This is a genomic window from Streptomyces deserti (assembly GCF_054782695.1).
In genome coordinates, this window is record NZ_BAAGRZ010000014.1 from 129,962 (window position 1) to 151,022 (window position 21,061).

The 21,061-nt window shown below is 70.8% G+C and carries 16 protein-coding genes and 1 tRNA gene; 12 read left to right on the top strand and 5 right to left on the bottom strand.

All coding sequences use genetic code 11. From position 1 onward, the window contains the following. Complete coding sequence (locus tag ACYVMZ_RS23035) at window positions 1–3,609, bottom strand: LamG-like jellyroll fold domain-containing protein (RefSeq protein WP_461082607.1); 3,609 nt, start codon at window positions 3,607–3,609, stop codon at window positions 1–3. Between the two features lie 351 nt (window positions 3,610–3,960). On the opposite strand from ACYVMZ_RS23035, the gene ACYVMZ_RS23040 reads away from it, so the two are divergent. Together ACYVMZ_RS23040 and ACYVMZ_RS23045 are read left to right on the top strand one after the other, a co-directional pair. Beyond that, the gene (locus tag ACYVMZ_RS23040) at window positions 3,961–4,452 is read left to right on the top strand and encodes a DUF485 domain-containing protein (RefSeq protein ID WP_461082609.1); all 492 of its coding nucleotides are present in this window, start codon (window positions 3,961–3,963) and stop codon (window positions 4,450–4,452) included. Beyond that, complete coding sequence (locus tag ACYVMZ_RS23045) at window positions 4,449–6,062, top strand: sodium/solute symporter (RefSeq protein WP_461082611.1); 1,614 nt, start codon at window positions 4,449–4,451, stop codon at window positions 6,060–6,062. Before ACYVMZ_RS23040 ends, ACYVMZ_RS23045 begins: the two co-directional genes overlap by 4 nt. A 209-nt stretch (window positions 6,063–6,271) precedes the next feature. Here the strand turns inward: ACYVMZ_RS23045 and ACYVMZ_RS23050 are convergent, their stop codons facing one another. The 3 genes from ACYVMZ_RS23050 to ACYVMZ_RS23060 all read right to left on the bottom strand — a co-directional run bounded on the left by ACYVMZ_RS23050 (window position 6,272) and on the right by ACYVMZ_RS23060 (window position 11,407). Next, complete coding sequence (locus ACYVMZ_RS23050) at window positions 6,272–7,156, bottom strand: cellulose-binding protein (RefSeq protein ID WP_461082613.1); 885 nt, start codon at window positions 7,154–7,156, stop codon at window positions 6,272–6,274. 284 nt (window positions 7,157–7,440) lie between these two features. Further along, window positions 7,441–10,344: an SUKH-4 family immunity protein gene (locus tag ACYVMZ_RS23055; RefSeq protein WP_461082615.1), complete on the bottom strand. Its 2,904-nt coding sequence runs from the start codon at window positions 10,342–10,344 to the stop codon at window positions 7,441–7,443. Window positions 10,345–10,351: 7 nt separating this feature from the next. Continuing rightward, a complete protein-coding gene (locus ACYVMZ_RS23060) occupies window positions 10,352–11,407 on the bottom strand; it encodes an SMI1/KNR4 family protein (protein ID WP_461082617.1) in 1,056 nt (351 codons plus the stop codon). A 347-nt stretch (window positions 11,408–11,754) separates the two neighbouring features. Between ACYVMZ_RS23060 and ACYVMZ_RS23065 the strand changes: the two genes are divergently transcribed. Together ACYVMZ_RS23065 and ACYVMZ_RS23070 are read left to right on the top strand one after the other, a co-directional pair. Next, entirely contained in the window at window positions 11,755–12,315 is a 561-nt protein-coding gene (locus ACYVMZ_RS23065; protein ID WP_461082619.1) for a YwqJ-related putative deaminase, read from the top strand. A 220-nt stretch (window positions 12,316–12,535) separates the two neighbouring features. Next, window positions 12,536–13,069 (top strand): SUKH-3 domain-containing protein, encoded by a 534-nt coding sequence (locus tag ACYVMZ_RS23070; protein ID WP_461082621.1) that lies wholly within the window; start codon window positions 12,536–12,538, stop codon window positions 13,067–13,069. A 12-nt stretch (window positions 13,070–13,081) separates the two neighbouring features. Here the strand turns inward: ACYVMZ_RS23070 and ACYVMZ_RS23075 are convergent, their stop codons facing one another. After that, the gene (locus ACYVMZ_RS23075; RefSeq protein WP_461082623.1) at window positions 13,082–14,386 is read right to left on the bottom strand and encodes a sensor histidine kinase; all 1,305 of its coding nucleotides are present in this window, start codon (window positions 14,384–14,386) and stop codon (window positions 13,082–13,084) included. 167 nt (window positions 14,387–14,553) lie between these two features. On the opposite strand from ACYVMZ_RS23075, the gene ACYVMZ_RS23080 reads away from it, so the two are divergent. The 8 genes from ACYVMZ_RS23080 (at window position 14,554) to ACYVMZ_RS23115 (ending at window position 21,038) form a co-directional block, all read left to right on the top strand. Further along, entirely contained in the window at window positions 14,554–15,426 is an 873-nt protein-coding gene (locus ACYVMZ_RS23080) for a hypothetical protein (RefSeq protein ID WP_461082625.1), read from the top strand. 6 nt (window positions 15,427–15,432) lie between these two features. Next, window positions 15,433–15,503, top strand: a tRNA-Gln gene (locus ACYVMZ_RS23085). 124 nt (window positions 15,504–15,627) lie between these two features. Next, the gene (gene glmU / locus ACYVMZ_RS23090) at window positions 15,628–17,076 is read left to right on the top strand and encodes a bifunctional UDP-N-acetylglucosamine diphosphorylase/glucosamine-1-phosphate N-acetyltransferase GlmU (RefSeq protein ID WP_461082626.1); all 1,449 of its coding nucleotides are present in this window, start codon (window positions 15,628–15,630) and stop codon (window positions 17,074–17,076) included. Window positions 17,077–17,212: 136 nt separating this feature from the next. Continuing rightward, on the top strand, window positions 17,213–18,193 hold the full coding sequence (locus ACYVMZ_RS23095) for a ribose-phosphate diphosphokinase (RefSeq protein WP_461082628.1): 981 nt from the start codon (window positions 17,213–17,215) through the stop codon (window positions 18,191–18,193). Window positions 18,194–18,388: 195 nt separating this feature from the next. After that, window positions 18,389–18,985, top strand: coding sequence for a 50S ribosomal protein L25/general stress protein Ctc (locus ACYVMZ_RS23100; protein ID WP_461082630.1), 597 nt, complete (start codon window positions 18,389–18,391; stop codon window positions 18,983–18,985). 69 nt (window positions 18,986–19,054) lie between these two features. After that, window positions 19,055–19,657, top strand: a complete 603-nt coding sequence (gene pth / locus ACYVMZ_RS23105) for an aminoacyl-tRNA hydrolase (protein WP_461082632.1) — start codon at window positions 19,055–19,057, stop codon at window positions 19,655–19,657. Window positions 19,658–19,699: 42 nt separating this feature from the next. Further along, window positions 19,700–20,197 carry a hypothetical protein gene (locus ACYVMZ_RS23110; protein WP_461082706.1) on the top strand — a complete coding sequence of 166 codons (498 nt, stop codon included), beginning with the start codon at window positions 19,700–19,702 and terminating at the stop codon, window positions 20,195–20,197. A 139-nt stretch (window positions 20,198–20,336) separates the two neighbouring features. Next, window positions 20,337–21,038 (top strand): LPXTG cell wall anchor domain-containing protein, encoded by a 702-nt coding sequence (locus ACYVMZ_RS23115; protein WP_461082634.1) that lies wholly within the window; start codon window positions 20,337–20,339, stop codon window positions 21,036–21,038. The last annotated feature ends 23 nt before the right edge of the window (window positions 21,039–21,061 follow it).

Genomic DNA, 21,061 nt, shown 5'->3' on the forward strand with positions numbered 1-21,061 from the left:
CTACTCGATCGGCACCGGCGGTTCGTCCACCGTCGCGAGCCGGGTGATCTCGGCGTCGGAGAGGACACCGGCGTAGACACGCAGGTCGTCCAGCTGGCCGGGCAGGGCGTTGCCCCACTCGCCGTTGTCGTGGCGCCGGGCTCCGCCCACCGTCAGCGGACCGGTGGGCTGGAAGGTCTCCTCGCTGAAGACGCCGTCCTCGTCACCCTGACGCTCGCCGGAGAGGTAGAGCTTCACCGACCGGTTGACCGAGTCGAAGACGGCTACGACGTGCACCCAGCCGCCGGGCGAGTTGACCTCGTCCGAGACGACGGTGGCCGCGGGGCCGCCGAGGGCGTCCGTGCCGTACCGGCCGAAGTTCCAGTCACCGACGGACTGGCCCTCCTCCTGCCGGTACCAGAGGCGGAAGGAGTTACGTTCGGCGCCCGGGTGGGAGAAGACGGTCGGTGAGTGGGCCGTGGTGGTGTCCTCCAGCTTCGACTGGGCGGCGAGGTTGACCCAGCCGGCCAGGGTGTAGCTGCCCGACTCGTCCAGCGCCACGGCCGAGGTCGCCCGCCCGAGGCGCTCCGCGTCGAGTTCCAGCACGTTGCCGTGGGCCGGGTCGTCGGTCACGGCGAAGGCGGCGCCCGTCTGCAGGCTCAGTGTGTTGCCCCGACCCGATGCGTCCGCCGCCGTGGTGCCGGAGGTCCCGTCGAACGCCCATTGGGCGAGCAGCGCGGCCTGGGTCTGGCCGGTGGCCGGGTTCTCGGCGTTGGCGATCGGTTCCAGCTCGTTGTCGAAGACGACACGGTTCCACACCTGGACCTCGTCGAGGTCACCCTTGAAGTAGTCCGTGTAGCCGCCGTGCGCCTTCATCCGGCCGACCTCGAAGGGGCCCTTGGCCGCCCAGGGTGTGGTGTACTCGGCGGTCGACTGGAGCCGCCCGTTGACGTAGAGGCGCAGCTGCTTGTTGTTCTGGTCGTACACGCCCATCAGATGCGTCCACGCGCCCACCACCGGCGGCTTCTTCGACAGGGTCCGGACGATCGCCGGGCTGTCCGAGTCGGCCGCGTACCGGTTGAAGATCCACCGGTCGGACGCCGGCGAGTAGTAGAGCTGGAAGCTGCCCGCGCGGGTGCCGCTCTGCGTGGCGACGGTGGAGATGTCGTCCTTGCCTGCCAGCCGCACCCAGGCAGAGACGGTGAAGCTGTTGCTGGTGTCCAGGACCGGGCCCGTCGTGGCGCCGGCCACGCTGGTGCCGTTGCCGCGCAGGCCGCCGTCGAGCCGGGCGCGGTCGGTCCAGGAGCCCGAGGTCAGCGTCAGCGGGCGGTTGCCGCCCGAGGCGTCAGCGGCCGTGGTGCCGGTGGCGTCGTCGAGCTTCCATGCGGCGACGGGGTCGGCGCCCTTGGCCGCCTTGAAGAGGTAGTCGTAGTGGGTGCCCGGGTTGCCCGCGCCGTCGTAGGTCTGCACGCGCAGGGTGTTGATCGCCCGTTTGTCGGGCGCCACCTCGATCGTGCACGAGGAGGTGTTGGCCGAGAAGGTCCTGCTGCCGAGCGGAGCGCCGTTGAGCCACCAGTCGTAGCGGCGTACGTCGTTGGCGCCGGCCTCGATCTTGAAGGCGGCGGTCATGCCGACGCTGCCGTGCTCCGGGTCGGCGGCGACACAGGTCGTGCCCGCGCACTCCTTGTACACGGTGGAGGACACCTTCGGTGCGGGCGGTCCCTTGCTGTCCACCTTGAAGTGGCAGTAGCCCGACCAGGGGCCGAAGAGCGAGTGCGTGTCGCCCTTCCACGTGTACCTGTACTCGGTGCGGGCGCGGAACTTGTAGGTGGCGCCGTCGGTCAGGGCGGAGGTGAGGGCCGTGCCGGCCGTGCCGCTGTCCGTCCAGGTGGATGGCTTCAGCGAGGTCGGTGTGGTGCTGCTGCCCTTGTACAGCTCGAAGGTCGGCCGCAGCGAGGCGTTCGAGGCGTCGCTGGAGGTCGGTGTCGCGGTCAAACGCGGCGTGGTGTCCCGGATCAAGGCCGGGGAGGAGGCGGCCGAGCAGGACACCTTCGGGTCGGACATCTTCACCGACGAGGGCTTGCTGTTCGGCGGGGTGACGTACGTGATCGACAGCCGTGGCTTGCGTGAGGAGGTCGCCTCCGGGTCGAGGGGCGACATGAACTGCTTCCAGGCGAGCGGGTTGTCCTCGTCCGCCCGCAGACCGAGCGTGGTGAGCGTGTCCTTCGCCTTGGCCGTGTGGGCGACGGCGGCAGTCGCGTCGAACTCGATGTCGCCGTCCGGGCATTCGGAGGAGTGCCCCTTGGCGGCGGAGACCGTGTCGACCTTCACATACCACTTGGCGGGGTGCTCACTCCACGTCGTCTTCGAGGAGATCTGGCTCGTGCGGTACAGGCCGATGTCGCGCTTGACGCAGTTCGCCGACCAGATCGCGTACGGCGTGAAGGTGGCGTTCAGGATCTTCTTCCCGACGGCCCTGCGTGTGTCGAACTGGAAGAGGGAGCGCGCCTTCTTGTTGTCGACGTAGGCGTCGTAGCCCACGCCGAGCGCGTGCTTGGTCTTCCAGAAACTGGTCTTCGGCGAGCTGGACCACACCGTCGTCCAGCCTGTCAGCGTCGCCTTCAGTGCGGGAGGGTCGAGGACGACGGGGTAGGCGGTGGAGGTGTCGTTGAGGAACTTCTGGTCCGGCACGATGGACAGGGCGTCGGCCGTGACGTCGGTGTGCATCACGGCGGTGCGGGAGCGGGGGTTCGGGCCGAGGGCGTCGGCCACGCCGGCAGCGGAGTGCGTTGATCGCGCGACGGTGCTCCGAGCGGCCCTCTTGGCCGTGCTCGTCGCCGGGGTGTCTCCCGCATCCCACATCAGCGCGGACCCGCTGGAGACGACCGCGTGACCCGAGCCGTCGACGAACGCGGCCGTTCCCGAGTCGTCCGCGTGCACGGACAACCCACGGGTGGTGACGGGAAAGCGCACCTTCTTCAGCGCATTCTGGGCCGCCGCCTGCCGCGAGTGGAGCACCAAGTGGTAGGTGAACCCGTCCGGATGCACCTGCACGGCGAGGTCGACGTCCGGCAGCACCGAACGGTAGACGGCTGTCGCCCCGTTGGCCTCAGGCTTCGGCAGGGACCACGGCGACGACACCGCGTACTCCTTGCCGCCGGTCACCAGCCGGGCCAGCGGCTCGTCAGCGCCGCCGCCCGACAGGCGGATGTTCTCTGCCGCACGCGGCGCGAGACCCCCGTCCGCCTGCTTCACCAGTGTGGTGTCGACACCGGCCCACTTGCCGTCCTTGAGGACGCGTTCCGGTGCCGCTGTCGTCTCTGCCGTGAACGTGCCGTCCGGGTTGGCGAGCACCCGGCTGGTGGCCGAGGTGAGCTCGGTGACCTCGACGCGCTGCCCCGTGGTGACCGCCTTCTGAGAGGCCTTCTCCTCGGCCGTCGCGGCAGGGAGTTCGTCGTCCTCCCAGAACTCCTTGCCACGTGCCCCCTCGTCGGCCGACTGGCCGGGCTCCCCGTTCTCTTCCGAGCCCACCGCCGCCTGGGCCTGTACACCGGCCGCCAGCACCAGCACGGCGGAGGCGATGGTCAGCGCCCCGCGCGCGGCTCGGGTGCGAGTGCGTGGTCGTCGCACCCTTCCCCCCTGCGTTTTTAATTTTTGATGAGTTTTCGGTCCGGAGGAGGCTAACCCGAGGCGTCGGACTGATCTAGAGATTTTTGTGAGGCCCTTTTCACACTATGCACACACGGAGGCGACCGGGCAGCGGCTCGGCTCCGCGCCAGCAGGCCTCCAGCAAGCCGCCGAGGCTCTGAGAACGCCGAGTTGCCGCGGGTAACGTCACAGGTCAGCGAAGTAAGCGCATACCGACCACTCAGTTTGGCCAAAGGGCAGCGCTCTTCCGATCCGCCGAGTAGCGTGCGTGGCTCGCCCCCCCACCTCCCTGCGGTCCGCCGCACCGGACCCGAGCCGCGCAAGGAGCACGGGATGTCCCACGACCCGTATGCCCACGACCGGTATGCCCACGACCCGTATGCCGACCCGTATGCCCACTACCCCTATCCCCACCCACCCCACGACGCCTCACCCCCGTACGCGACCTACCCCTGGCAGCCCCCGGCACCGCCACCGCCGCCCGAGCCTGCCGCGCAGCGGGCACCGCGCCGCCCCGCCCTCGGGAACCACAGCGACCTGCGGAACCTGCGCAGCGCCTACCGCTGGCAGCGGCGTACGGCCACGCTCACCGCGCTCGGCTACTTCGTCCTGTTCCTGATCCTGTCGGCGTCCGCGCCGTCGTTCATGACGAGCACCGTCACCGACGGACTGCCCACCGGTCTCCTGCTCGCCCTGGCCCAAGTGCCGGTCACCTGGCTGGCGATCGCCCTGTACGAGCACACGGCCCGCCGCTACGTCGACCCGATCGCGGACCGGATCCGCAGGCAGGCCGCGCTGGACGTCAAGCGGGAGGCGGCACGGTGACCACCGAGTTCAGCGGCAACGCCCAGGCGATGTCCCTGGTCGGCTTCTCCGCCGTCGCCACGATCACGCTGCTGCTGTGCGTGATGACCGGCCCGGACCGGGACGACCTCGACGAGTTCTACACCGGCTACAGCTCCCTGTCCCCCATGCGCAACGGCCTGGCCATCGCGGGCGACTACATCTCCGCCGCGACCGTCCTCGGCACCACCGGTGTCATCGCGTTGTGCGGATACGACGGGACCGTGCTCGCGCTGAGTACGGCCCTGTCGCTGATGCTGCTGATGTTCCTGCTGGCCGAACCCCTGCGCAACGCGGGCCGGTTCACCATGGGCGACGCGCTCACCCGGCGCATGCCGGGACGTGGGGTGCGGATCACCGCGTGCGCGGTGACGCTCGCCGCGCTGCTGCCGCTGATGCTGGTGCAGCTGGCGGGGACGGGGCAGCTGATGTCGTTCATCCTCGGCTTCTCCGGCGAGTCGATGCAGACGGGCTGCATCATCGGCGTGGGCGCGCTGATGATCAGCTACGCGGCGATCGGCGGAATGAAGGGCACCGCCCTCATCCAGATCATGAAGATCGTGATGCTGCTCGGTTCGGGTGCGATCGTCGCCGTACTCGTCCTGAACAAGTTCGACTGGAACCCTGGCGCCCTGTTCGCCGCGGCCGCCGACAACAGCGGCGTGGGCTCGGCCTTCCTCGCCTCGGGCCTGCAGTTCGCGGGCGGCCCCAGCCCCGGCCTGGACATGATCACCGCACAGCTCACGATCGTCCTCGGCGGCGCCTGCCTGCCGCACATCACCATGCGCATGTACACCGCCTCCAGCGCCCGGCAGGTACGGCGCTCGATGTCCTGGGCGGTGTCGAGCGTGGCCCTGTTCGTCCTCGTCATCACGGTCGTCGGCTTCGGCGCGACCGCGCTGATCGGGCGGGCGGTGATCGCGCAGGCCGATCCGCAGGGAAACACCGCCTTCCTGCTGGGCTCCCAGGCGGCGTTCGGCGCGGAGGTCTCGACAGCGGAGACGTTCCTGTTCACGACGGTGACGACGGCGATCTTCCTCACCCTGCTCGCCTCCGTCGCCGGCATGATCCTCGCCTGCGCCAACTCCCTCGCCCACGACGTCTTCGCCACCCGCGTACAGGAGATGTCACCGCGCCGCGAGATGACACTCGCCCGTCTCTCGGCCCTCGCGGTGGGCGTCCCCGCGATCCTCCTGGCCACCCTCGTCCAGCACCACAGCCTGCAGCCCCTGGTGACCGTGTCCTTCTGCCTGGGCGCCTCGGCCATCGCCCCCGCGCTCGTCTACAGCCTCTTCTGGCGCCGCTACACCCGCATGGGCCTGCTCGCCACACTCATCGGCGGCTCCCTCGCCGTCCTGCTGCTGATGCCGGGCACCAACCTGGTCTCCGGCTCCCCCGTCTCCGCCTTCCCCGACGCCGACTTCAACTGGTTCCCGTTCACCACGACGGGCCTGCTCTCCATCCCCTTCGGCTTCCTGTGCGGCTGGCTGGGCACGGTGGCCTCCGGCCGGGCCAAGGCGGAGGAACAGCGGCGGCAGTACGAGGCGGTGGAGGGGTGGATTCTGGCGGGGGCCGTACGGAAAGGGAGTTGAGAGTGGCGGGGTGGGCGGCGGCTCACGGAGGCCACTCCGCCAGCCGGCCGGTCACTCCGCCGCCTGGCCGGTCACTCCGCCGCCGGGCCACTCCACCGCCCAGCCGGGCACTCCGCCGCCGGCCGGTCACCCCACCGTCCAGCCGGGCCACTCCGCCACCTGGCCGGACACCCCACCGCCCCGCCAGGCCACTCCACCGCCCAGCCGGGTCACTCCGCCGCCTGCCCCGTCACCGCGCCCAGCCTCTCCCGCACATGGTCCATCTGCGCCCGCAACCGCTCCCCAGCCTCCGCGTGCTCGCGCAGCATCCGCTCCGTCTCGCGCGCGGTCCGCTCCTCCCGTACGCGCGCCTGAGCGACGACCTCCGCCGCCCGGGCCCGCGCCTCCTCCTCCGACCGCCGCGCCGACTCCTCCGCATCGGCGAAGTCCTGCTTCGCCTCGGACAACGCCCCCTCCGCCCGTGCCACCGCCTCCGCATGACGCGCGTCCAGCGCCGCGATCCGCTCGGCCTGCTCCCGCTCGGCCTCGGCCCGCCGCTCGGCCTGCTCCTTTGCCTGGTCCGTCAGCATCGCGGAGGTGCGCTGCCGCATCTCCCGCAACGCGGCCTGCGCCTCACCCCGCTGCTCCTTCCCCTCCCGCCGGGCCGTGATCCGGATCTCGTCGGCCTCGGCGCGGGCCGCGAGCAGCCGCTGCCGAACGCGTTCGTCGGCGTCGGCGCGCACGGCATCGGCGTACGCCTGTGCCGTCCCGCGCACCCCATCGGCGTACGCCCGCGCCTCGTCCACCAGGTGCTGCGCCTCGCGCCGCGCGCCCTCCCGTACCGCCGCGGCCTCCTCCCGCCCGAGTTCGAACAGGCGCCGCGCCCGCTCCCCGAGCGGCTCGTACGTCTGCGGCGCCAGCAGCGTCACCGTCTCCCGCAGCCGCGCCAGTTCCTCCCCCATCTCCCGGGCGAGGACGGTGAGCCGGGCGGCCCGCTCCCAGGCGGCGTCACGATCCCGGGAGAGGGCCGCGGTGTACGCGTCGACCTGCTCGGGACGGTAGCCGCGTCCCCGTACGGCCACGAAGCCGTGCGGCGACACCGATGCGCTGCTCATCCTGGGACCCCTCTCCATCAACCGGACACGGTGAGGCACTGCGGATTTCGCGCACATCTTGGTGGATCAGACGGAAGTGTCCACAATGCGACACTCCGCGACAATCCATCCGCACAAAGGCCATACGAAGGCCATACGAGGCCGTACGAAGGCCGGCCGTACGAAGGCCATGAGGTTCAGCCCCAGGCGGTGTGCCTGCGGACTCCTTGCCGCCAATGACAAGAAGCCGGGCCCGGTCCTGACGTCAGGACCGGGCCCGGCTCCCCGGACGGTTCAGCGGCGCTTCACAGCAGGCCGTCCCACATCTGCTCCAGCAGCACCGACCACCAGCTCTCCGGCGACCCGAGCGCCGCCGGGTCGAGCGCGGCCAACTGCGCCTGGAAGTCGACGGTCCAGCGGCCGGCCTGCTCCTGGTTCAGCCCGAACCGCAGCCGCCACATCCGCCCGAGCAGGGCGAGGCAGCGCTGGAACTCGGGCAGCCCCGTGTTCACGAACTGCGGCGGTACGGGCGCCCCGCCCGGCCCCGCCTCCACCGGCACGGCGACGATGTTCGCGGTGCCGTACTGCACGCAGATCGCCTTGCCGAAGTCACTGCCCATGACGAGGTACGAGCCCGCGTCCGCGGCCGGCCGCACCCCGCGCTCGGCCGCCAGCTCCGCCAGGGTCGGCACCGGCCGCCCCGGCTGGGCCTGCGCCCAGAAGAACGGGCCCATGTCCACCGGCAGACCCGCCACCACCAGCGTGTGCGCCACGATCGGCGGCACACCCTGCCGGGACACCGCGGCCTGCTCGAACCGGAAGATCCCCGGCCCGAACGCGGCCCCCAGCTCCTGCGCGATGCCCTCCGGCGGCACCGGCGGCACGGGCTGCACCGGCGGCAACGGCGCACGCACCGGCGCCGGACGCGCCGGCCCGTCGGCCACCTGGTGCAACTCGCCCTGGTGGGCCAGCAGTTGCTGCATGCCCTGCTGCCGACTCGCATGGTCCGTGCCGTACGGCGCGATGGACGTGATGCGCGCCTGCGGCCACTGCTCCCGGATCATCCGCGCGCAGTACGCACCGGGCAGCTCGCACGACTCCAGCTCCGTGTGCAGCTCCAGCACCCGGTCCGGGGGCACGTTCATGGCCCGCAGCTCGTGGAAGATCTGCCACTCCGGGTGCGGCGTACCCGGTGCCGAACGCCGGATCAGCTGCTGCTCGGAACCGTCCTGCGCGCGATAGCGCAGCACGGCCTGATAGCCGGGGCCGACGGTCGGCTGACCGCTGGGCTGCTGCGGATAGCCGTACGCCGGCGGCCGGCCCGGCATCGGCTGCCCCGGCACCGGCTGCCCGGGCGGCGGCATCGCACCGGGCGGCATCGGCTGGTGCGCGCCGGGCATGCCGGGGACACCCGGGGCGCCGGGTGCCCCAGGTGCCTGTGGCGGCGGAGGCGTGCCGGGGGCGTGCGGCGGCATGGGCGCGCCCGGGGCCTGGGGCGGCGGAGGCGTGCCCGGAGCGCCCACCGGGGGCGCGGCCAGCACGGTCTCCGCGTGGTGCACGGGACCCCGCGCGCCCCCCGACGTGCCTTGCGCGCCGGGCGCAGCAGGCGTGCCAGGGACACCCGGGGCGCCGGGCGGCTTCGGCGCACCGGGCGGGGTCGGGGCGCCAGGGGCACCCGGGGGACGCGGAGGCTGCGGAGGCTGCGGCGCCCCCGGCCCCGTCCGGCCAGGATCGGCAAACATCGTGGCGGCATGGTGCATACCACCCGGAGGCGTACCACCAGGCGCGTTCGGCCCACCCGGCGGCTGCGGAGGCTGCGGCGCACCGGGCGCCTGCGGAGGCTGCGCAGCCCCCTGCCCCGCTCCCGAGCCGCCCTCCGGCCCCTCAGGGCCGAGCGCCGACACCAGCTGCGTCGGTACGTAGCCGCCCGCCGGACCACCCACCGAACCACCCGGCGCACCGGGGCCCGACGGCGGAGGCGTACTCCCCGGCCGCGCGCCCGGCGCACCCGGAGCGCCCGGCGGAGGCGGCGTGGTGGGCCCCGCCCCTCGCCCACGCCGCGGCGGCGGAGCCGCCTTGCTGGTCGCGGCATCGGCGATGTCCCCGGCGTTCGGCGCGAGCGGCCGGTCCGCCGCACCCGGCCCGGCCGGCCCCTGCGGATGGCCGTACGACGCCCCGCCCTGCGGGGGCGGCGGCGTGCTCCCCTGCGGCACACCCGCAGGCGGCGTTCCCGGCATACCGGGAGGCGGCGTGCTCGGCACACCAGAGGGCGGCGTACCCGGCACACCAGGGGGCGGCGTACCCGGACCACCCGCACCCTGCGGATGGCCATAGGCGGGCGCACCCGGCGGCGGCGTCCCCGGAACACCCGGCGCCGGCGTACCCGACGCGTGCGGACCGTCGAGCGCCGGTCCGAGCGCCGTCGGCGGCAGCTGACTGCCGCCCGACATCAGCGCCGTCTTGGCGTCCGGCGTCACCGCGGGCGGCGGAGTGTCGCCGCCGGCCTCGCTCAGCGGCGGCGCGAACACGGTCTCGGGCAGCGGTACGGAACGGTCGTCACCGGCGTCCGCGTTGGTGTCCGTACCGGCCCACGGCGTCGCCGCGGCAGGCGCACCCGGCGCACCCGAGCCGGTACCGGCGTCACTCCCCCCGGCAGCCGGCCACGACGCCCCACTCCCGGGCGCACCAGCCGCACCCCCGGAAGCGGAAGCCGAAACAGCAGCAGACGCGGAAGCCGCCTCAGACGCAGCAGACGCCGGCTCAGCCCCCGCCCCGGCACCACCGGCACCGTCACCGCCGCCACCGTCACCACCGCCGCTGCCCCGCCGATCCGGAATCCCCATCCTGTCCGCCGCCTCCTGCAACCACTCCGGCGGCGTCAGAAGGAAGGACGTCTGGTTCAGATCCACCCGTGCCGCGGGCGTCGGCGCCGGCTCCGCGGGCTCGTCGGGACGGCCGTACTCCTCCTCGTACCGGCGAATCACCTCACCCACCGGCAGCGCCGGCCACAGCGTCGCCTCACCGCTGTCCCGCGCGATCACCAGCCGCTGCGCGCCCCCGTCCGAACGCGGCCCGTCCGCACGGTCCTCGGCCCACACCACGAACCCGAGCTCGAACTCCCGCACCCGCACCTCACGGTGCTGGTACGACGGCACGTCCCCGTTGATCCACTCCTCGGCGCGCTCCTGCGCCTGCGCGAACGTCACCATCGCCAGCTCACTCCCCCACCGAAGACGCCGAAGACGCCGAAACCGTAGACGCCGTAGACGCCGTAGACGCGGAAGACGCCGCAGCCGCACCCACCGGCACGGCCCGCGCGAACCCACCGTCCACCATCAGATTCGCCACCGTCTCCAACTCCGGCGGACTGCCCGCCAGTCGGGACAGGAACCGGTCGAAGTCGTCCCCGCAGGGCAACAGCAACCGCTCCACCCGGTCCGCCGGCGGCCACGAGGGATCCACGTCCCGCGCGTCGTCGTACGCGCAGAACCACACCGAACCGACCCGCTCGCCCTTCACCTTCACGGCGAGCAGACCGCCCTGGATGAAGGCGACGCCCAGATAGTCCTTGGTCAGATGGTCCCGCAGACACTTGTTGACATAGACGAGGTCGTTGACCGCCGCCTCGTCGCGCACCGTGAAGAACGGCTGGTCGATCAGCAGCCCCAACTCCGCGTCCAGCGCGGTCCCCACCGGAGCACACCCACCCGCCGCCTTCAGGAACGAGCGGTACGCGCCCGGCAGCCGGTACCCGAGGTCCTCCTCGACCTGTTGCACCTGCGACTCCGTCACCGCCACCCCCGACTTCGGCAGCCCGAAGTGCGCGGGACGGGTCTCCTGCAACGGCCGCGTGCCCCGCTTGTTCTGGTCGACCTGTGCCGTCGCCACACCACCGTGGTGCCGCAGCAACGCCTTCACCTCGACCGGGACCAGCTCCAGCCGCCGCGTACCCGCCACGTGGTGCCACGTCCAGCCGTGCGGCGTCGCCACCGCCGGCACCGTGTCCCACAGCTCGTGCCCGGACGCCGCCAGCGCCGCGTTCGCCGACACATAGTCCGTCAGCCGCAACTCGTCGACCCCGAACCCCTCCGGCGGCTCGGCGATCTCCGCGGCAGCACGCGCGTACGGCGAGAAGTCGGGGTAACCACGCTCGTCGACCCGCACCCCTCTCGGGTGACGGGCCGCCCGCACCGGGTCCGGGAAATGCACGACCTGCCCGGCGTAGGCCGCGTTCGGCGGCGCGGCTTGCTGCCCGAGCCGACCTGTCGTCATGGCGGTTGCCCCCTGCGGCACTCTGTACGACCCGTACTGACCACATCTGGCGCACTACGGCCCGTATCGACTGTCACGTCTGTCACGTCTTGTTCGACTGTCTCCACGCGCCGACCACACGGACCACCGAGTGATCACCGCACGGATCGCGGTGCCGACAGCCTATGCGGTACGCCGACCCCGGTCACCGGCAGCGGTCACCCGCCCTCCGCTTCCGTGACCAGCCGTCACCCCGCCGTGACAGCCTGACCAGACCCGGGCGTGTCGCCCCGCCCCAGCTTCCGCACCAGGCACGGCATTTGGCACTCTGTGACCTCCCGGGGGATGCACAGGAGGGGAAAACGATCATGAGTGCCACGCAGACGGGACCACACACGGGCCGCCCCGGCGCCCCCCGGCCCGGCGACCCTCGGTCCGGCGACCCCCGCTCCGGCGACCCCCGCATCGGCTGGAGCGCCACCGACACCCCTCACGCCCCCATCCTGCGCCACCGCCGCGACGGCATCCTGCCCACCGTCGCCGCCGCCCTCTCCGCCCGCGGCGCCACCCTCACCGGCACCGCCGCCCGCGGCGACACACCCCCCGCCCTCCACCCCCTCGTCCAGGACTTCCTCGACACCCTCACCAGCACCCAACGCGACCGCTTCACCGGCCGCTGCGCCGAAACCATCCTCATCTCCCGGCACATCGCCGCCGCCGACGCCGCCCGCAGCAAACGCGCCGCCCGCAAACCCATGACCAACGGCGAAGCCCGCAAAGCCCTCAAACAGGCCAAACTCACCGCCCGCCGCATCCGCGAGGACGGCGACCCCCTGCACGGCAGCTTCGCCGCCCCCTGCCGCGCCTGCACCGCACTCAGCGCCCACTTCGGCGTCCGCATAGTCGACCCGACCGGCACCAACGGCTGAACCCCCGACAGCCAGCCCCGACGGCCACCCCCAACAGCCGATCCCAGCGGCCCCAGCCGGCCCCCGACGGCCGATCCCCCACACCCGATCGCAAGGCCGCCCGCCAGCGCCCAACCCCAACCATCACCCCACCCCCCGCACCACCACACGACGGCGCCACACCCCGGCACCGGCACATGACCTCGACGAACGAAGACGAACGAAGGCGAACGAAGGGCAGATGCACACCGACCGCCACTCCTCCCCCAAGCTCCCGACTCCGCTCGAGCAAGGGGGACCCCCCTCCCGCTTCCCCGCCCCCGTCGACGCCGCCCTGCGCGCCGCCGGCTGGCAACCCGGACGCTGGGACATCAAACAGGCCGAAGTCTGGGCCGACGCCCTGCGCGACCACGCCTCCCCCGCAGGCCACCGCCACACCGTCTTCCCCGCCGCCGTAGAGGCCTGGGCCGAATTCGGCGGCCTCCACATCACCCCCACCGGCCCCGGCCGCCAGGTCGCCCCCGCGACCCTCCACCTCGACCCGCTGCACGGCCTCCACATGGCCCGCACCCTCGGCGACCTCGGCCGCGCCCTCGGCACCGAGGTCTGCCCCCTCGGCGCCGAAACCGACACCCAGGCCATCCTCGCCATCGACACAGCAGGCCGCGTCTACGCCCTCGACCACACCGGCGACTGGTACCTCGGCCCCGACATCGACCAAGCCCTCTCGGCCCTCATCTCCGGCATCGAACCCGTACGCCTCACAGTGGGCTGAACACCCAGCGGGCTACGACGCCGGAATCACCGCCGACACCCGAAAACCCCCCGCATCCGTCGGCCCCGACACGAACACACCACCCAGCGCCGAAACCCGCTCCTTCATACCGACCAGCCCGTTCCCCCCGGACGGCAACCGCGCCGACGACGCCGACTCCTCAGGCGGCGGCTCGTTCTCCACCTGCATCGCGATCTCCGACACCCGGTGCGCGAGCCGCACATGCGTCTTCGCCCCCGCCGCATGCTTGTGGACGTTCGTCAACGCCTCCTGCACCACCCGGTAGGCGGTCTGCTCGATCTCCGGCGCATACGACCGAGCCTCCCCCTCCACGGACAGATCGACCACCATCCCCGCGGCCGCCGACTGCCCGATCAACTCCTCCAGCTCCGACAGACAAGGCCCACTCTCGTCCTCGACCGCCCGCGACGCCGCCGCGGCAGCCGCCACCCCCACCGCGGCCAGCGGCACCACCGGCTCCCGCCGCGCGGCCGCCTCCCCGCCACTGCGCAGCACCCCGAGCATCTCCCGCAGCTCGGTCAGAGCCTGCCGCCCCATGTCCCCCACCAGCGCGGCATTCTTCACCGCCTTCTCGGGATCCTTCCGAGCCACCGCCTGCAACGCAGCCGCATGCACCACCATCAGACTCACCCGATGCGCGACGACGTCATGCATCTCCCGCGCGATGCGGGTCCGCTCCTCGTTCCTCGCCCACTCGGCCCGCTCCTCGGCCCGCTCGGCCAGCAACTGAAGCTCCCGCTCCAGGCTGTCCGCCCGCTCCCGCAGGCTCTCCATCAACCGCCGCCGGGCCCCTATGTACAGCCCGAGCAGAACGGGAGGCGCGGTCAGCCCGAGCGACGTCGTGATCGACGCGAAGGGAACGAACCAGTCCCCGATGTCCAGCTCCCCCCGCACCATGCCCTGCCGCACCCGCACGAACGTCACGATGAGTGTCCCCACCAGCGACATCCCCGCCAGCGAGGCGATGATCCGACGCGGCAGCTCCGACGCGGCCAGCGTGTACAGGCCGACGATGCCCATCAGGAAGCCCATCTGGGCCGGCGTCACCGCGATCGTGACCAGCACGACAGCGATCGGCCACTTCCGCCGCACCACCAGCACGGAACCGGCCAACAGCCCGAACAGCACCCCCGCGGCCGTCGGCACCCCCGCATCCCGCGCGAACGGAATCCCCTCGAACCCGCACTCCAGCGCGGACAGCACACCCAGCCCGACATCGAGCACGGCCCCACGCCGCCTCGCCCACCACCACGGCCCTCCCCGGGCCGTCACATGCTCATCCCCCGTCATGGTCATGCCTCCAGCCTACGGGCGGCCGGTGCCGGTTTTCCGGTGAGTTTCACGGACTGGCCTACACCACACTCGGTGACCGTTCGCATGCGAAACGGCCCGATATCCCTCGAACTGCTGAATCGCTCACCGTTCGACCCTGGAACCAGCCATTCCGCCCGGACGGTATGCGTATGGCACATGCACCTGGCACATACGCCGACTTGGAAGCGCTGCGGGAACGGGCGGTGGCGCTGCGGCGCGCGGGCTACAGCCTTCGGCAGATCCGCGACGAGCTGAAGATCTTCAACAACGACATCCTCAACCAGCTGGTGAAGGGGGAGCCGCCGCCGGAGTGGACGAAGCGCCCGAACGCGAAGGACGACCTCCGGGAGAGGGCGCGGGAGCTCCGGCTCCAGGGCTGGACGTACGACCAGATCCAGGTGGCGCTGGGGTGCTCGAAGAGTTCGATCTCGCTTTGGGTGCGGGATCTGCCGAAACCCGAGCGCCGCGATCCAGTGGAACAGGCGAAGTTGGCGGCCCGGAAGCGCTGGGAGCATGAGCTGGCGGTGCGAGACGAGCAGCGCCGGCAGACCAAGGCGGCCGCCACCCAGGAGATCGGCGAGCTGTCCGACCGCGACTTGTTCCTCACCGGGGTCGCCCTCTACTGGGCCGAGGGCACAAAGGACAAACCCCACGCCCGTCGGGAGCGCATCACCTTCGTCAACAGCGACCCCGGCGTGATCCGCGTCTTTCTGGCCTGGCTGGCCTTGCTCCGGGTGGAACCAGAGCGCATCACATACCGCGTGATGATCCATGAATCGGCCGACACCGAGGCAGCCGAACGCTACTGGGCGGACGTGGTCCAGGCGGACCGCAGCGCCTTCGGCAAGACGACCCTGAAACGACATAACCCGAAGACGGTGCGCAAGAACGTCGGCGACGACTACCACGGGTGCCTCGTGCTCACCGTGCGCCAGAGCGCCGACTTGTACCGTCGCGTCGAGGGGTGGTGGTGCGGCATAGTAGGGGCTGCCACCGCATCCGATCTGCGAAATCGGACATAGCGGTAATCCCGGGTCGTCTAAGGGCAAGACGTCAGATTTTGGTTCTGATCATGGGGGTTCGAGTCCTCCCCCGGGAGCACATACTCAGTTCGGGTCCTGACCGGCACCCCCCGGTCAGGACCCGAACCCATGCCCCCTGCAAAACCCCCCGGTATCCTGCGGATGTCCACCCCCACCCCCATCACAGCCGAAGGGCATCCCGTGAGCGCCAACCGCCCGGCAGCCGTCGTCGTTCTCGCAGCGGGTGAGGGCACCCGTATGAAGTCGGCCACACCCAAGGTCCTGCACGAGATCTGTGGCCGCAGCCTGGTGGGCCATGTGCTCGCCGCCGCCGGTGAGCTGCAGCCCGAGAACCTGGTCGTCGTGGTCGGGCACGCCCGTGAGAAGGTCACCGCCCACCTCGCCGAGGTCGCCCCCGGCGTCCGCACCGCGGTGCAGGCGCAGCAGAACGGCACGGGGCACGCCGTCCGTATGGCGCTGGAGGAGCTGGGCGGGTCCATCGGCGGGACGGTCGTGGTCGTGTGCGGGGACACTCCGCTTCTGACCGCCGAGACCCTCAAGCAGCTCGCCGCCACGCACACCGCCGACGGCAACGCCGTCACCGTGCTGACCGCCGAGGTCCCGGACGCCACCGGTTACGGCCGTATCGTCCGTGACGACGCGACGGGTGCCGTCACGGCGATCGTGGAGCACAAGGACGCCTCCGACGCCCAGCGGGCGATCCGTGAGATCAACTCGGGTGTCTTCGCCTTCGACGGGCCGCTGCTCGCGGACGCGCTGAAGAAGGTCCGTACGGACAACAGTCAGGGTGAGGAGTACCTGACCGACGTCCTCGGGATCCTCCGGGAGGCCGGTCATCGTGTGGGCGCGTCCGTGGCCGGTGACTACCGGGAGATCGCGGGGATCAACAACCGTGTGCAGTTGTCCGAGGCCCGCCGGATTCTCAACGACCGGTTGCTGACCGAGGCGATGCTCTCGGGCGTGACCGTCATCGACCCGGCGACCACTTGGGTGGACGTCACCGTGACCTTCGAGCAGGACGTGACGGTCCACCCGGGCACGCAGCTGCTGGGCTCCACGCACCTCGCCGAGGGTTGCGAGGTGGGGCCCAACTCCCGTCTCGCCGACACGCGCGTGGGCGCCGGCGCGCGTGTGGACAACACGGTCTCCGTCGGTGCCGAGATCGGTCCTGAGGCGTCCGTCGGTCCGTACGCCTATCTCCGCCCCGGCACGCGTCTCGGTCTCAGGGGCAAGATCGGTACGTACGTGGAGACGAAGAACGCGACGATCGGGGAGGGGACGAAGGTTCCGCATCTCTCCTATGTCGGTGACGCGACGATCGGTGAGTACACCAACATCGGTGCTGCGAGCGTCTTCGTGAACTATGACGGAAAGGACAAACACCACACGACCGTGGGTTCGCACTGCCGTACCGGTTCGGACAACATGTTTGTGGCGCCTGTCACGATCGGGGACGGTGCGTACACGGCTGCGGGGTCCGTGATCACGAAGGATGTGCCGCCCGGTTCGCTGGCCGTGGCCCGTGGTCAGCAGCGGAATATCGAGGGTTGGGTGGCTCGTAAGCGTCCGGGGAGCGCGGCCGCGAAGGCGGCGGAGGCGGCGTCCCGGCAGGCGGATGGCGAAGACTGACCGGAAAGCGGTGCGTTGAACAGGGCGTACCGTGATAAGTGCACACCCGCACCCCCACCAGCTGAGACGGCTTCCCGCACCCAGCCGGGAGGGCCTGCTCGACACCCAGCTGCGACACCTCTGAGGAGACAGTGCTGTGACCGGGATCAAGACGACCGGCGAGAAGAAGTTGATGTTCTTCTCCGGCCGCGCCCACCCCGAGCTTGCCGAGGAGGTCGCCCACCAGCTGGGTGTCGGGGTCGTTCCGACGAAGGCCTTCGACTTCGCCAATGGTGAGATCTATGTCCGTTATCAGGAGTCGGCGCGTGGTGCCGACTGCTTCCTGATCCAGAGCCACACGGCTCCGATCAACAAGTGGATCATGGAGCAGTTGATCATGATCGACGCGCTGAAGCGTGCGTCGGCGCGGTCCATCACGGTCATCGTGCCGTTCTACGGTTACGCACGGCAGGACAAGAAGCACCGTGGACGTGAACCGATTTCGGCGCGTCTGATCGCGGACATGATGAAGGCGGCGGGGGCCGACCGGCTGCTGACCGTGGATCTGCACACGGATCAGATCCAGGGCTTCTTCGACGGTCCGGTGGATCATCTGTTCGCGTTGCCGCTGCTGGCGGACTACGTGGGCGGCAAGGTGGACCGGGAGAAGCTGACGGTGGTGTCGCCGGACGCCGGGCGTGTGCGGGTGGCGGACCGTTGGTGCGACCGGCTCGGTGCGCCGCTGGCGATCGTGCACAAGCGGCGTGACAAGGATGTGGCGAACCAGGTGACCGTCCACGAGGTCGTGGGTGAGGTCAAGGGTCGTGTGTGTGTGCTCGTGGACGACATGATCGACACGGGTGGGACGATCTGTGCCGCTGCGGATGCGCTGTTCGCGCATGGTGCGGAGGATGTGATCGTGACGGCGACGCACGGTGTGCTGTCGGGTCCGGCGGCGGACCGGTTGAAGAACTCGCGGGTGAGTGAGTTCGTGTTCACGAACACGCTGCCGACGCCGACGGAGCTGGGCCGTGATCTGGACAAGATCAAGGTGCTGTCGATCGCGCCGACGATCGCGAGTGCGGTGCGTGAGGTGTTCGAGGACGGTTCGGTGACGAGCCTGTTCGACGAGCAGTAAGGGTTCGCCTGCCAGGGCCCCTGTGATCGTTTTGGGTGCGGCCTCCCTGTCCGAGTAGACTGCTGCAGTTGCTCGGCGAGGGAGGCCGTACTGCTTCGGAAGAGGCTCGTACGGCGGTCCGTAATCGACGCGCTCTTCGTAGCAGGCCGTTCGTGGCCGGGTGACCACGTCCGTTTCTGACTTCGAGGAGTGATCATGTCCGAGGTTAAGCTCACCGCCGAGACGCGTACCGAGTTCGGCAAGGGTGCCGCGCGTCGTATCCGTCGTGACAACAAGGTTCCGGGTGTGCTGTACGGGCACGGTTCGGACCCGCTGCACCTGACGCTTCCGGGGCACGACCTGCTGCTGGCGCTGCGTACGCCGAACGTGCTGATCGCGCTGGACATCGACGGCAAGCAGAACGAGCTGGCGATTCCGAAGTCCGTGCAGCGTGACCCGCTGAAGGGTTTCCTGGAGCACGTCGACCTTCAGCTGGTCCAGCGGGGCGAGCAGGTCAACGTCGAGATCTACGTCCACACCGAGGGTGAGCTGGCCCCGGGCGGCAACCTGCTGGAGCACGTGCTGAACGCGCTGCCGGTCGAGGCCGAGGCCACGCACATCCCGGAGTCCGTGACCGTCTCCATCGAGGGTCTGTCGGCCGGTGACTCCGTCCTCGCCAAGGACATCCCGCTGCCGAACGGTGTGACGCTGGCTGTGGACGAGGACGCGGTGGTTCTGCAGGTCCTGGCCGCGCAGGCCGAGGAGGCGCCGGAGGGTGCCGAGGCCGAGGGTGAAGAGGGCGCCGAGGCCTGATCCTCATCGTCGTCGTTTCGTCGGCCGCTGTTCCCGTGCGGGGCAGCGGCCGACGCGTATGAAGGAGACATGGACGTGACGACCGAGGCCAATGCCCCCTGGCTGATCGTGGGTCTGGGCAATCCGGGGCCCGAGTACGCGATGAACCGGCACAACGTGGGCTTCATGGTGGCCGATCTGCTGGCGGAGCGGATCGGGGGGAGGTTCAAGCGGGCCGGGAAGGCGCAGGCGCAGGTGGTCGAGGGGCGGATCGGGCCGCCGGGGCCGGGCAGCCGGCGGGTGGTCCTGGTGAAGCCGATGTCGTACATGAACCTGTCGGGTGGTCCGGTGAACGCGCTGCGCGACTTCTACAAGGTGCCGGTGGGGCATGTGGTGGCGGTTCATGACGAGTTGGACATCGACTACGGGTCGCTGCGGCTGAAGCTGGGTGGCGGGGACAACGGTCACAACGGGCTGAAGTCGATCACGAAGGCGTTGGGGTCGGGGTATCACCGGGTGCGGTTCGGGATCGGCCGGCCGCCGGGGCGGATGCCGGTGGCGGATTACGTGCTGAGGGATTTCCCGTCGGCGGAGCGCAAGGAGCTGGACTACTTCGTGGACCGGGCGGCGGACGCGGTGGAGTGTCTGGTGATCGAGGGGTTGGAGCGGGCGCAGAGTACGTACAACTCCTGACTTGTCTCCCGCGGGAGTTGACCGGCCGTGTGGGTATGGCCAATGATCCCGGCCATGCCTGCCACTGCCGCCCACCAGAGTGCCCGTGTTGTCCTGCGGTTCGGGCGGTTCGCGGCGATGGGTACGGTCGCGGCTCTGATCCTGATCGCGGGTGTGTGGGGGTCGTGGGGGACGGCGCACCACGTGATGCTGACCAAGGGGCGGGAGCGCGGCACGGTCGAGGTGACGCGGTGCGGGGCGCAGGCCTGTACGGGGCCGTACAAGCCGTTGTCGGAGGGTTCGCAGCCGCGCGAGAGGGTCGTGCTGGAGCAGTCGATCGCGGTGCGGGAGGGGCGGACGTACACGGTGGTGGTGAAGCCCGGCAGCGACGACGTGGTCCGTTCCGGTCCGGCGGGGATTCTCCACGCCTGGATTCCGCTCGGCGGTGCGCTGCTGCTGGCGTCGGTCGTGGTGGCGGGCGGGCTGTTGCGGACGCGGGCCGCGTGGGTGCTGGCCGGGGCGGGGTTCGCGCTGCTCACGGCCGCTTTCGTGGCGATCTGACGTCGTTTCGGCGGGTGCCTCGTTAACAGGGCGATGGAGTGTTGCCGGTTCGTGATTGACGTCCGGTCAGCTGTGGCAGGATGCTGAGCCGCCCCCTCCACATCTTCCCGTTCACTTCTCGAAGATGGACTACTGCTTCATGCGAACCCTCACACGCGTCGGCGCGGTCTCCGCCGTCGTTTCGGCGGCCTTTCTGCTGGCTCCGGCCGCCCATGCCACGCCTCCCGGCGACAACGGCACAGTCAAGATCCACGATGCCTCGACCGACGAGGAGCTGCGGCGCAACGAGCCGCACGTGTGCACGTTCTACCTGGACGCCTTCGGGTTCGACGGCCTTCAGGAGGTCGACTGGCACATCGACGCCATCCCGCCGAGCGAGAACAAGGGCGAGACGGTGAAGTCCGGCTCGCTCACGCTGGACGACAAGGGTCACGGCCGCAGCGAGGACATGTCGCTGCCGGACGGGCACTACAAGCTGTACTGGAACTTCGAGGGCGAGAAGGGCTCCGCCAAGCACAAGGTGTTCTGGACGGACTGCGAGGACGAGGGCGAGGAGCCGGGCGGTTCGGCGCCGTCGGGTTCGGCTTCGCCGTCGTCCTCGGCGTCCTCGGCTCCGTCGCAGGAGCCGGAGGCGGAGGCGGAGGCGTCCGCTTCGCCGAGCTCGCCGGCCGGCGAGGGTGTGGTCGCGTCCTCGTCGCCGTCCGCGCAGGGCGCTGCCGGCGGTGACCTCGCCGAGACCGGCAACGGCGCCCCGGTGGGCCTGCTGTCGGGTGTCGCGGCCGTGCTGGTCGCGGCCGGCGGGTACCTGGTGTTCCGGCGCCGGAAGTCCCAGCAGGGCTGACGTACGACATGAGGGTGCCCCCG